At 65.1% G+C, this 13,072-nt stretch carries 10 protein-coding genes; all 10 read left to right on the top strand.

The window, feature by feature from the left end; genetic code table 11:
• Positions 1–69 precede the first annotated feature (69 nt).
• Positions 70–1,743, top strand: coding sequence for a diguanylate cyclase (locus NX784_RS05805; protein ID WP_258815717.1), 1,674 nt, complete (start codon positions 70–72; stop codon positions 1,741–1,743).
• Positions 1,744–1,963: 220 nt separating this feature from the next.
• Positions 1,964–3,247 carry an HD-GYP domain-containing protein gene (locus NX784_RS05810; RefSeq protein WP_258815718.1) on the top strand — a complete coding sequence of 428 codons (1,284 nt, stop codon included), beginning with the start codon at positions 1,964–1,966 and terminating at the stop codon, positions 3,245–3,247.
• Complete coding sequence (locus NX784_RS05815) at positions 3,244–4,920, top strand: PAS domain-containing sensor histidine kinase (protein WP_258815719.1); 1,677 nt, start codon at positions 3,244–3,246, stop codon at positions 4,918–4,920. Before NX784_RS05810 ends, NX784_RS05815 begins: the two co-directional genes overlap by 4 nt.
• A 372-nt stretch (positions 4,921–5,292) precedes the next feature.
• On the top strand, positions 5,293–5,487 hold the full coding sequence (locus NX784_RS05820; protein ID WP_166859492.1) for a hypothetical protein: 195 nt from the start codon (positions 5,293–5,295) through the stop codon (positions 5,485–5,487).
• A gap of 107 nt (positions 5,488–5,594) precedes the next feature.
• Positions 5,595–6,422 (top strand): endonuclease/exonuclease/phosphatase family protein, encoded by an 828-nt coding sequence (locus NX784_RS05825; RefSeq protein WP_258815720.1) that lies wholly within the window; start codon positions 5,595–5,597, stop codon positions 6,420–6,422.
• A 2-nt stretch (positions 6,423–6,424) separates the two neighbouring features.
• Positions 6,425–7,585 (top strand): cardiolipin synthase ClsB, encoded by a 1,161-nt coding sequence (gene clsB, locus NX784_RS05830; protein WP_258815721.1) that lies wholly within the window; start codon positions 6,425–6,427, stop codon positions 7,583–7,585.
• Between the two features lie 11 nt (positions 7,586–7,596).
• Positions 7,597–7,980, top strand: coding sequence for an RNA-binding S4 domain-containing protein (locus NX784_RS05835; RefSeq protein WP_258815722.1), 384 nt, complete (start codon positions 7,597–7,599; stop codon positions 7,978–7,980).
• A gap of 165 nt (positions 7,981–8,145) precedes the next feature.
• Positions 8,146–8,775 (top strand): TetR/AcrR family transcriptional regulator, encoded by a 630-nt coding sequence (locus NX784_RS05840; RefSeq protein WP_166859682.1) that lies wholly within the window; start codon positions 8,146–8,148, stop codon positions 8,773–8,775.
• 35 nt (positions 8,776–8,810) lie between these two features.
• A complete protein-coding gene (locus NX784_RS05845; protein ID WP_258815723.1) occupies positions 8,811–10,601 on the top strand; it encodes an acyl-CoA dehydrogenase C-terminal domain-containing protein in 1,791 nt (596 codons plus the stop codon).
• A gap of 36 nt (positions 10,602–10,637) precedes the next feature.
• A complete protein-coding gene (locus NX784_RS05850) occupies positions 10,638–13,049 on the top strand; it encodes a 3-hydroxyacyl-CoA dehydrogenase/enoyl-CoA hydratase family protein (protein ID WP_258815724.1) in 2,412 nt (803 codons plus the stop codon).
• The last annotated feature ends 23 nt before the right edge of the window (positions 13,050–13,072 follow it).

Here is a 13,072-nt window from a genome sequence, read left to right on the forward strand (position 1 = left end):
CAATCGTGCGCCAGGCAATCCATGCTATGTTGCCTTGCCCTATAGCAATTGTATTTCGATCGACATCGCATGCGCCGTGCAACACACCTCGGATTCGTCGCCGCCGCCGTCTTCACCGTCATGGTGCTGGTGGCGGCCGTGCCGTTCTGGCTGAACCGTTCCGTCAACGTCATGCTGGCGCAGGCGCGCGCCGAGCTGCTCGCGCAGCAGCGCCTGGACGACATCCTGACCAGCGTGCGCGACGCCGAGACGGCGCAGCGCGGCTTCATCGTCACCGGTAACGACGCCTTCCTCGAACCGTACGAGCAGGCGCGGCGCACGCTGCCCGGCGCGCTGCACGAGGCGAAGGAAAAGGCGCGCACGGATGCCGAGCGGGCCACCGTGTGGCGCATCTCGCGCCTGGTGGATCTCAAGCTGGCCGAACTCGACGAAACCATCCAGCTGCGCCGCCATGCAGGTTTCGAGGCGGCCGAGCGCGTGGTCAGCTCGCTGCGCGGCAAGCTGTACATGGACGAGCTGCGCCGCATCGTGGCGGCGGAACAGGTGCGCGGCAAGGCCCGGCGCGACGCGCTGCGCGCCGATCTGCTGGCGCGCTCGGAAAAGTCGTTCTACGTGAGCGTCGCGGCGACGGCCGCCAATATCCTCGTGCTGGGCGTCCTGCTGCTGGTCGTGACGCGGGTGCTGCGCGAGCGCCGCGCCGCCGCCGCGCAACTCGAGGCCCAGGCCGGCGAGCTCGCGCAGGCGGTCGCCCTGACGACGCGCCACAACCGCGAGTTGACGGTGGTCGCCGAATTGCTGCGTGCCGTCGACGCCGTGCCGTCGGTCGCCGCGGCCGGCCTCGTGCTCGCGCGCGCGATGCCCAAGCTGTTGCCCGGCGTGGCCGGCACGCTGTTCCTGCTGCGCGACGACGACAACCAGCTGGACCGCGAGGCGCAGTGGGGCACGCCGTCCGACCAGCCCCCCGTCATCGACATCGACGCCTGCTGGGCACTGCGCCACCGGGCGCGCTACCGGACGGCGGGCCACGGCGAGCCGGCCTGCGCCCATTACCGCACCCCGGTGGACGATGCGCCGGGCCGCCTGTGCATCCCGCTCGTCACGCACGACGACTTGCTCGGCATGCTGCACCTGGAGGGACTGGCGACGGGCCCCGGGCAGGACGAGCAGGAACGCGTCGCGGTGACGATCGCGGAGCAGTTCGCGCTGGCGCTGGGGAGTGCGCGCCTGCGCGAGTCGTTGCGCCGCCAGTCCGTGCTCGATCCGCTCACGGGCCTGTTCAACCGGCGCCACTTCGACGCGGCGCTGAAGCGCGAGCTGGCGCGGGCGCGGCGCAAGAACGTGCCGGTGAGCCTCGTGCTCGTCGATATCGACCATTTCAAGCGCGTCAACGATGACTACGGCCACGCCGTCGGCGACGCCGTGCTGCGCACCATCGCCCAGCAGCTGCGCCAGGGCATCCGCGAAGGCGACGTCGCCTGCCGCTATGGCGGCGAGGAGATGGTTCTGCTGCTGCCGGAATGCGCGGCCGCGGATGCGCGCGCGCGCGCGGAGGCGATCCGCGTCGCGCTGGCGACCGTCACGCCGAACCCCGAAGGCGAGGGACCGGAACGGATCACCGCGTCGTTCGGCGTCGCGTCGTATCCCGTCCATGCGCAGGATGCCGAGTCGTTGTTCTGGGCGGCCGACAAGGCGCTGTACCGCGCCAAGCAGGAAGGCCGCAACCGCGTGCTGATGGGCGCGTGAACCAACCGCCGCCCGCCGCCGGGGTTGCCTTACCGCCAACGCCACGCGCGACACTGCGCGGCACTGTTGCAAGCACCCAACCGGTAGAATATTGGTTGTCGCCCTAAGCGCGTGTCACAAATTCCACATGGAAACAAATGTTTCTTGACCGAAATGGGTGGGAGTTGATACTTTCGGTCTTGAAGACTCCACCGCAAGTGTCCACGTTCCGAGGCTCATCATGGCCGACACGCTCACCATTCCAATCGACCAAGTCCAGATCGGCCTGTATATCCACCTCGACCTGAAGTGGTTCCAGCACCCGTTCGCATTCAGCCATTTCAAGGTCAAGACCGAGGACCAGCTGCGCACCTTGCGCGGCCTCGGGATCGACACCGTCCGCGTCGATCCCGCGCTCAGCGACGTGCCCGTGCCGTCCGCCGCGCCGGAGCAGCCCGCGCCGCCACCACAGCCTGCCGCGTCGGCGGAAGCGCGTGCCGAGTCGCCCGTCATGGCGGCGAAGCGGGAAATGATGGAACGCATCCGCGAACAGCGCGAGAATGCCGGCCGCGTCGAGCAGGCGTTCGTGAACACGGCGCGTGCGATCCGCGACATCGACCGCAACCTGTTTTCCCAGCCGGCCGAGACCGTGCGCGTGGCCGGCAAGCTGATCGGCCAGATCACGGAATCGATCCTGTCCGCGCCCGAGCTCGCGATCAACCTGATGGGCGACAAGCTGGGCGGCGAGGAAGTCTACGTCCACTCGCTGAACGTCACGATGCTGTCGATGATGATCGCGCGCGACATCAAGCTGCCGCACGAGCTGGCCAACGTGCTGGGCATGGGCGCGCTGCTGCACGACATCGGCACGAAGAACATCCCGGACAAGGTGTTGAACAAGCTCGACGCCTACAACCACGCGGAGCAGGCGCTCATGGAGACGCATTGCGAGGGCGGCTTCGAGATCGGCCGGAAGCTGGGCCTGGCGGCGCCGGCGCTGGGCATCATCCGCGACCACCACGAGATGTTCGACGGCACCGGCTACCCGCGCCACCTGCAGGGCGAGGCGACCAGCGTCCTGGCCCGCATCGTCTCGATCGCGAACCATTATGACGAGTTATGCAATCCGCGTAACCCGGCCGAGTCGCTCACGCCGCACGAGGCGCTGTCGCTGATGTTCGCCAAGATGCGCAGCCGCTTCGATCCGAAGCTGCTGCAGGTGTTCATCCGCTGCCTCGGCGTCTACCCGCCGGGCACGATCGTCCAGTTCGCGAACGGCGTCGTCGGCATGGTCGTCAACGTCAATACGGCGAAGCCGACGCGGCCCCAGGTCATGATCTACGAGGCCAGCGTGCCGCGCGAGGAAGCGATCGTCGTCGACCTCGAGCAGCAGCCCGACCTGAACATCGTGAAGTCGATCCGCCCGTCCCAGGTGCCGAAGGACATCTATAACTACCTCAGCCCGCGCAAGCGCGTCAGCTATTATTTCGACGCCCGCGACCCGGGCCGCAGGAGCCAGTCATGAGCCTGCACCAGCTGATGGTCGACCACAGCCCGTACATGGCGATGGTGGTCGACCCGGCGGATTTGCGCATCCTCGTCGCCAGCCGCATGGTCGAGCAGGTGCTCGGCTATTCGCGCGAGCAGTTGCAGGGGATGGTGATCACCGATATCGAAAGCTCCCTGCAGGACGTGTTCTATTGGGAGGACGTGCGCGCAGGCCAGTATCTCGACGTCGAGGCGCAGGAAGGCGAGTATTTATGCGCCGACGCCTCGCTGCTGACGGTGATGAAGTCGGTGCGCGTGATCGACGACGCCGGCCGGCGGCTGCTGCTCGTGCGTGCGCGCGACCGCCGCCACGAGCGCCAGGTCGAGGCGTTGCTCGAGCAGACCCTCGCGCAGCTGCGCACGACGCTCGAGTCCACGGCCGACGGCATCCTCGTCATCGACTGGCACGGCAAGATCACGAGCATGAACCGGCTGTTCTCCGCGATGTGGGACATCCCCGCCGTGCTGCTGCAGGCGGGCGAGGACGACGGCATCATCGAATACATCGCGGGCCAGGTCGAAGAGAGCGACGTGATCCGCAGCCGCCTGCGCCAGGTGGCCGACACGGCCGAGACGCAAGACCTGTTTCGCCTGAAGAACGGCCGCTTCTTCGAGTGCCGCTCGCGACCGCAGTTCCTGGGCGAGCGCGTGATCGGCCGCGTGTTCGGCTATACCGACGTGACCGAGCGCCATCGCGCCGAGGAAGCGCTGCGCGAGTCGCGCGACCAGCTGGAATCGAAAGTGCGCGAACGCACGCGCGACCTGCGCGAGGCGAACGCCACGCTGGAGCAGGAAAAGGCGCGCCAGGCGGACCTGATCAAGAAACTGGGCGAGGCCCAGAGCCAGCTGCTGCAGGCGGAAAAGATGGCCTCCATCGGCGTGCTGGCGGCCGGCGTCGCCCACGAGATCAACAACCCGATCGGCTTCGTCAACTCGAACCTGGGCAGCCTGCAGCGGTATGCCCAGGCGATGCTCAAGCTGCTCGACAGTTACGAGGCGCTGGAAAGCTCGCTCAGTCCGGACGACCGCGCCTCGATCGCGCGCCTGAAGAAGGAAGTCGACGCCGACTACCTGCGCGAAGACCTGGAGCCGCTGCTGCGCGAATCGATGGACGGCATCGACCGCGTGCGCCGGATCGTGCAGGACATGAAGGATTTCTCGCACGTCGACGGCGGCGGCCTGCAGTACGCCGACCTCGAGGCGGGCCTGAACAGCACGCTGAACGTCGTCTGGAACGAGGTCAAATACAAGGCCGAGGTGACCAAGGAGTACGCGAACCTGCCGCAGATCGAATGCTATCCGTCGCAGCTGAACCAGGTGTTCATGAACCTTCTGGTCAATGCCGCGCACGCGATCGAGAAGACCGGGCGCATCACGCTGCGCACTGGCTACGACGAGCGCCAGGTATGGATCGAGGTCGAGGACACGGGGACCGGCATCGCGCCGGACAAGCTGGGGCGCATCTTCGAACCGTTCTTCACGACCAAGCCGGTGGGCAAGGGCACGGGCCTGGGCCTGTCGCTGTCGTACGGCATCGTGCAAAAGCATGGCGGCCGCTTCGACGTGCACAGCGAAGTGGGCAAGGGCACGCGCTTCCGCGTCGTGCTGCCGCGGTTCCGCCCGGTGCCCGAAGCGGGCGTCGTCATCTGATCTCCGGCCGGGACAGCCCGGCATCTCACACGGCACAGCCGGCCGGAACTTCCTGAGCCCGGCCGAGTCCAAAATACCATCAACACCATGCCGGACGCGCGGCGGCGAAATGCGCCGCTGCGGTTAAAATGTTAACTAATTTTTAATTGAACAGAGTTGATCGGCGTGATAATGCGTGATTTTTTCGTTGATCAATGTTGCGTGATTCCTGTCACAGGGGATAAATCCCCCTAGGAATTCGGAATTAAATTCGGAAGAGATCGCGGCGCACGATACATTAGGCGGTTTGACAGGGTTAATCGATTTCATTAAGGTCAACCGGTCGTTTCTGGCGACTTAACACTTTAGCAATGTCCAACAAAGGGAGGAATTATGAGCGAACGCAGACACGAGCAGAAGGTCAAGGACGTTGGCGTCGATAACGATTACCTGTGCATCGAGCTGTTGAGCGGTCTTCGCCTGATAGGTCCGCTGCGCACGAATCCGGTTTACCGCGACCCCGTCACCCCACCCCAAGCGCGTCCTCTGCCGACCGGCGACTACAGACACGCCGCCGTCGCACCCTGAGCATTACCCTACGCCTTTTCCGGCCATGAGCCGGGAAGGGCTCCCCCCGCGCACGATTGCGCTTCCCGCCTCGCAAAGGCACGGACTGATGGGGTTACAATGTTCCCATGAAAATCCGTGTTGCGACCTACAACATTCACAAAGGCGTCTCTTCCTTTCGTAGTACGCCGCGCGTGTTGGCGCTGAAAAAAGCCATCGGTGCCTTCGATGCGGACGTCGTGTTCCTGCAGGAAGTGCAGGGGCGGCACGACCGCTACCAGGCGCGCTACGGCGAAAAGATCCGCAGCCCCCATCATCACTGGCCCGAGAAGGCCCAGCACGAATTCTTCGCCGGCGAAAACCTGCACGCGGCCTATGGCATGAACGCCGTGTACGACCACGGCCACCACGGCAACGCGCTGCTGTCCGGCTTTCCGATCGCGAACCAGAACAACCACGACGTGTCCGACCACGCTTACGAACAGCGGGGCATCCTGCACTGCGTGCTCGAGACGGCGTCCGGCAACGTGCATTGCTACGTCGTGCACCTGGGCCTGTTCGAAGGCAGCCGCCGGCGCCAGACGGACTTGCTGATCAACTGCGTGCAGGATTCCGCGCGCGACGGCGAGCCCGTCATCATCGCCGGCGACTTCAACGACTGGCGCAACACCCTCAGCGACTGCCTGCGCGCGAAGCTGGGCGTCGTCGAGGTGTTCGACGAACTGGAGCGGCCGTCGCGGCTCGGCGTGAGGATCGGCGACATGGTGCGCAGTGCGGCCGGGCGCGAAAAACGCCTCGTCCCGGCGCGGACGTTTCCTGCTGCGCTGCCCTGGTTCCGGCTCGACCGGATCTATGTGCGCGGCTTCCAGGTCGAGCATGCCGAAGTGCTGCACGGCCCGCAGTGGGCGCGCCTGTCGGACCATGCACCGATCGTGGCCAACCTGCAGCTGACCTAGCGATGCGCACCGTCACGTATGTAGCCAACAACGACGTTACCCTCCTCGAAAGCGGCAGCACCTATTTCCCGGCGCTGCTGGCGGCCATCGATGCGGCCCGGCAGGAGATCCTGTACGAGACCTATATCTATGCCGAGGATGACACCGCGCGTGCCGTCACCGCCGCGCTGATCCGCGCCGCACAGCGCGGCGTCAAGGTGCGCGTGCTGGCCGACTGGTTCGGCACGGGCAACCGCACCGCATGCCGCCTGAAAGAAGAGTTCTGCGGCGCCGGGGTGCACTACCGCATGTTCAACCCATGGTTCAAGCGGGGCGCCGCGCGCAGCCATCGCAAGATTGCCGTGATGGACCGCGAGGTCGCGTTTGTCGGCGGCATCAACACGAACGACGACAACCTGCACGACTACGAACCGCACGCGCCGCTGCCGGCGCCCCGCTGGGATTTCGCCGTGCGCGTACGCGGGCCGCTCGTGGCGGAGATCCACCGCGAAGCGCAGGCGCAGTGGGCGCGGGCGGGTCACCTGCCGCTCGTCCGCCGCATCAACCTGTTCCGCGAGATGCGCAAGCAGCCGGCCGCGCTGGGCGACCATCCGATGCGCGCCGCGTTCGTCGTGCGCGACAACCTGCGCAACCGCCGCACGATCCAGCGCGCCTACCTGCAGGCGATCGGCCGTGCGCGCAAGCGCGTGCTGATGGCCACGCCGTATTTCGCGCCGCACCGCAAGTTCCGCGACGCGCTGTGCCAGGCCGCGCGGCGTGGCGTCGACGTGTGCCTGATGATCGGCGTGGGCGAGTTTCGCATGCAGGATGCCGTCGCGTCGTCGTTTTATCCGCAGCTGCTCGCGGCCGGCGTGCGCATCTTCGAATACCGCAAGACGCAGCTGCATGCCAAAGTGGCGGTCGTGGACGACAACTGGGCGACGGTCGGGTCCAGCAATTGCGACGGGCTGTCGCTGTTCGTCAACCAGGAGGCGAACGTCGTCGTGCGCGATGCCCGGTTCGCGATGACGCTCGCGCGCCAGATCGAGCGCGGCGTCGCCGACGGCGTGCAGGTATGCATGGATGATCTGCGGCAACTGGGTTGGGTGCGCCGCTGCGGCCACGAAATGGCCTATTTTCTCTATAAAATGACGATGCGGGTCGTGGCGATCGGCTACGCCTGAGTGGAACTGTGATGACGGACAACGACAACGTAAGAATCGACAAATGGCTGTGGGCCGCGCGCTTTTTCAAGACGCGCTCGCTGGCCGCGGATGCCGTCGACCGCGGGCGCGTGCGCATTGGCGGCGAACCTGTGAAACCCGCCCGTTCCGTCAAGGTCGATGATAAGATTTTCATCGACAACGGTTCGAACCGGTGGGAAGTGGTCGTGCTGGGGCTGTCCGACAAGCGCGGCCCCGCACCCGTCGCCCAGGCGCTGTACCGCGAGACGGAAGAGAGCCTCGTGCGCCGCGAAAACGACCAGGAAGCACGCCGTTTGTTCCCCGAACCGGGCAGCACGATCAAGGGCCGCCCGACCAAGCGCGACCGCCGCGCCCTGACCCGCGCCGGCGGCTGACACCTCGCCGCGTGTTGTGGCCAAGGCACTAGAACGGCGCCTCTAAGTTCCCGTTTGACATTTATCGGCTGGTAGATAATAGTACGAGCGTTCGGATTTTTTCGGTCAGAGAAAATCCTTCCTTACGCGAGGCATATTATTAACACGACAGCTAAATCGATGAGCATGCGCAAAGGCGAGATGACGCGGGCCGCCATCCTCGATGTTGCGCTCGAGCTCGCCAGCCGCGACGGTCTCGAAGGCTTGACGATCGGCCTGCTGGCCGACCGCATGAGCATGAGCAAATCAGGCGTCTTCGCGCACTTCGGTTCGCGCGAAGACTTGCAGATCGACGTGCTCAAGCTGTACCACCGCCGTTTCGAGCAGGAAGTCTTCTTCCCCAGCCTGAAGGAACCCCGCGGCCTGCCGCGCCTGGAGGCGATGTTCAATCACTGGCTCAAGCGCGTGTCGGTCGAGATCGCGTCCGGCTGCATCTATATCAGTGGCGCCGTCGAATACGACGACCGTCCGGGCCCGATCCGCGAAGAACTCGTCGCCATGGTCCGCACGTGGCAGGGCGCCCTGCTGCGCTGCGCGCAACAGGCCATCGAATGCGGCGACCTCAAGCCGGGCACCGATCCCGAGCAGCTCGTGTACGAGATGTACGGCCTCGTGCTGGCGGTGCACCACGATGCGCGCTTCCTGCGCCTGCCGGGCGCCGTCGACCGCGCGCACCGCGGCTTCGCGCGCCTCATCGCAGATTACCGCAACCCCAACAAGCAAGACAGCCAGGCAGCTACGGCCGGCGCTCAGTAATTCAACACACAATATCCACCTGTCAGGAGAACAACATGGGTCAGTACGTCGCGCCACTTCGGGATATGCAGTTCGTTCTGCACGAGTTCCTCAACGTCACCGAAGAATTCAAGAACCTGCCGGCGTACCAGGAGATCGACGCCGACATCATCAACCAGGTGCTGGAAGAAGGCGCGAAATTCACGCAGGAAGTGCTGTTCCCGCTGAACCACAGCGGCGACCGCGAAGGCTGCCACTACGACGCCGCCACCAAGACCGTCACCACGCCGAAGGGCTTCAAGGAAGCCTATAAACAGTACGTGGAAGGCGGCTGGGCCGCGCTGGCCTGCGATCCGGAATACGGCGGCCAGGGCCTGCCGGTCTCGCTGAACAACTCGTTCTACGAGATGCTGAACTCGTCGAACCAGGCATGGACCATGTACCCGGGCCTGTCGCACGGCGCGTACGAGTGCCTGAAGGAACACGGCACCGACGACCAGAAGAAGTTCTACCTGCCGAAACTCGTGTCGGGTGAATGGACCGGCACGATGTGCCTGACCGAAGCGCACTGCGGCACCGACCTGGGCCTGCTGCGCACGAAGGCCGAACCGCAAGCCGACGGCACGTACAGCATCACCGGCTCGAAGATCTTCATCTCGGCCGGCGAGCACGACATGTCGGAAAACATCGTCCACCTCGTGCTGGCCCGCCTGCCGGACGCACCGGAAGGCTCGAAAGGCATCTCGCTGTTCCTCGTGCCGAAATTCCTGCCGAACGCGGACGGTACCGTCGGCAAGCGCAACGGCATCACCTGCGGCGCCATCGAAGAGAAGATGGGCATCCACGGCAACTCGACCTGCCAGATGAACCTGGACGGCGCGATCGGCACGCTGATCGGCCAGCCGCACAAGGGCCTGAACGCGATGTTCGTGTTCATGAACGCCGCGCGCCTGGGCGTCGGCATGCAGTCGCTGGGCCTGACCGAAGTCGCGTACCAGAACGCACTCGTCTACGCAAAAGACCGTATCCAGATGCGCAGCCTGTCGGGCCCGAAGGCACCGGACAAGCCGGCCGACCCGATCATCGTCCACCCGGACGTGCGCCGCATGCTGCTGACGGCGAAAGCCTACGCGGAAGGCGCGCGCGCGCTGACGTCGTACGTCGCGCTGCAGATCGACCGCGAACTGAACCACCCGGACGAAGAAGTCCGCAAGGAAGCCGCCGGCGAAGTCGCGCTGCTGACCCCGATCGTGAAGGCCTTCATCACCGACAACGGCTGGATCGCCACGTCGGAAGCGATGCAGGTGTACGGCGGCCACGGCTACATCAGCGAGTGGGGCATGGAGCAGTACGTGCGCGACGCCCGCATCAACATGATCTACGAAGGCACGAACACCGTGCAGTCGCTCGACCTGCTGGGCCGTAAGATCCTGATGGACAACGGCGCCAAGCTGCGCGCGTTCGGCGAGAAGGTCAAGGCGTTCGTCGAAGAGAACGGCCTGGACGAGCAGATGGCCGAATTCGTCAGCCCGCTGGGCGAACTGGGCGAGAAGGTTGGCAAGCTGACGATGGAAATCGGCATGAAGGCCTTCCAGAACCAGGACGAAGTGGGCGCCGCCGCCGTGCCTTACCTGCGCGTCGTGGGCCACATGGTGTTCTCGTACTTCTTCGCGCAGATGGCGAAGATCGCGCTGGCCAAGAAGGATTCGGGCGACAAGTTCTACGAATCGAAACTGGCGACCGCACGCTTCTACTTCGCCCGCCTGTACCCGGAAACCGCGACGCTGATCCGCCAGGCACGTTCGGGTTCTTCGAACCTGATGGCGCTGGACGCAGACCTGTTCTAAATCGCACCATCACCAAAACACTGAGGATTACGAGAGATGTCTAATTTCATCGTCAAGAAAGTCGCCGTGCTGGGCGCCGGCGTGATGGGCGCGCAGATCGCTGCGCACTGCGTCAACGCCAAGGTCCCGGTCGTGCTGTTCGACCTGCCCGCGAAGCCGGAGCAAAGCTCCGGCGGTAACAAGAACGGCATCGTCCTGAAGGCCATCGAGAACCTGAAAAAACTGTCGCCGGCCCCGCTGGGCAACAAGGAAGACGCGGCGCTGATCGAAGTCGCCAACTACGAGGACAACCTCGACGTGCTGGCCGGCTGCGACCTGATCATCGAAGCCATCGCCGAGCGCATGGACTGGAAGCACGACCTGTACAAGAAGGTCGCCCCACACATCGGCGCGAACGCCATCTTCGCATCGAACACGTCGGGCCTGTCGATCGAGAAGCTGGCCGAAGGCTTCGACGCCGAACTGAAATCGCGCTTCTGCGGCGTGCACTTCTTCAACCCGCCGCGCTACATGCACCTGGTCGAGCTGATCCCGACCGCCGCAACGAAGCCGGCAATCCTCGACCAGCTCGAGACCTTCCTGACGTCCGTGCTGGGCAAGGGCGTCGTGCGTGCAAAAGACACGCCGAACTTCATCGCCAACCGCGTCGGCATCTTCGGCATGCTGGCCACGATCCACGAAGCCGAGAAGTTCGGCCTGTCCGTGGACGTCGTCGACGACCTGACCGGCGCCAAGCTGGGCCGCGCCAAGTCGGGCACGTTCCGCACGGCGGACGTCGTCGGCCTGGACACGATGGGCCACGTCATCAAGACGATGCAGGACAACCTGCAGGACGACCCGTTCTTCAGCGTGTACAAGACGCCGGACGTGCTGGCGAAGCTGATCGAAAAAGGCGCGCTGGGCCAGAAGACGGGTGCCGGCTTCTATAAAAAGGTCGGCAAGGAGATCATGCGCCTGGATACCGCGACCGGCGAATACGTGCCGGGTGGCGCGAAGGCTGCCGACATCGTCGCACGCATCCTGAAAGAAAAGGACCCGGTCAAGAAATTCAAGGCGATGCGCGAGTCGACGAACCCGCAGGCGCAGTTCCTGTGGGCGATCTTCCGCGACGCCTTCCACTACATCGCCTTCCACCTCGACTCGATCGCCGACAACGCGCGCGACGTCGACTTCGCGATGCGCTGGGGCTTCGGCTGGAGCGTCGGCCCGTTCGAGACGTGGCAGGCCGCCGGCTGGAACACCATCGCCCAGTGGGTCAAGGAAGACATCGAAGCGGGCAAGGCCCTGACCGATGCACCGCTGCCGGCATGGGTGTTCAGCGCACCGGTCGCCGAGAAGGGTGTGCACACGCCGGAAGGTTCGTACTCCGTCACCAAGAACGCCTACGTGCCGCGCTCGGACCTGCCGGTCTATGAGCGCCAGCAGTTCCGCGCACCGGTCGTAGGCGCGGGCGGCGACGATCCGAAGACCGCCGGCACCACCGTGTTCGAAGACGATTCCGTGCGCCTGTGGCACTCGGGCGACGAAGTCCTCGTCATCTCGCTGAAGACGAAGATGCACGTGATCGGCGACGGCGTCATCAAGGGCATCCAGCGCGCGCTGGCCGAAGCCGAGAAGGGCTTCAAGGGCATCGTGATCTGGAATACCGATGCGGCCGACGGCGGCGCGTTCTCGGCCGGCGCCGATCTGCAATCGGCCCTGCCGGCCTTCATGGCGGGCGGCGCGAAAGCGATGGACCCGATCGTCAAGGAACTGCAGGACACGTTCATGGCGATGAAATACTCGAACATCCCGGTCGTGGCCGCGGTGGCGGGTCTCGCCCTGGGCGGCGGCTGCGAAATGGCGCTGCACGCATCGAAGCGCGTCGCGTCGATCGAGTCGTACATCGGCCTCGTGGAAGTGGGCGTCGGCCTGGTGCCGGCCGGCGGCGGCCTGAAGGAAGCGGCAGTGCGCGCGGCCAATGACGCCAAGGGCAACGACATCCTGCAATTCCTGAAGACCGGTTTCACCAACGCGGCCACCGCGCAGGTGTCGAAGTCGGCCCTCGAAGCGAAGGCGATGGGTTACCTGAAGGACGACGACGTCATCGTCTTCAACCCGTACGAGCTGCTGCACGTGGCGAAAGTCACCGCGCGCTCGATGTTCGACGCCGGCTACCGCGCACCGCTGCGCCGCCCGGTGACCGTCACCGGCCGTTATGGCTGGGGCACGATCCGCGGCCAGCTGGTCAACATGCGCGACGGCGGCTTCATCTCGGCGTACGACTACCAGCTGGGCGACACGATCGCGGAGATCGTCTCCGGTGGCGACATCGACCAGGGCAGCGTCGTGTCCGAGCAGTGGCTGCTCGACATGGAGCGCAAGGCATTCGTCTCGCTGCTGAACAATCCGAAAACCCAGGAACGCATCATGGGCATGATGCAAAACGGTAAACCGGTACGTAACTGATCGCGGCGCGACACTAAGGACTA

This window comes from Massilia pinisoli, assembly GCF_024753285.1.
Taxonomy (GTDB): domain Bacteria; phylum Pseudomonadota; class Gammaproteobacteria; order Burkholderiales; family Burkholderiaceae_D; genus Telluria; species Telluria pinisoli.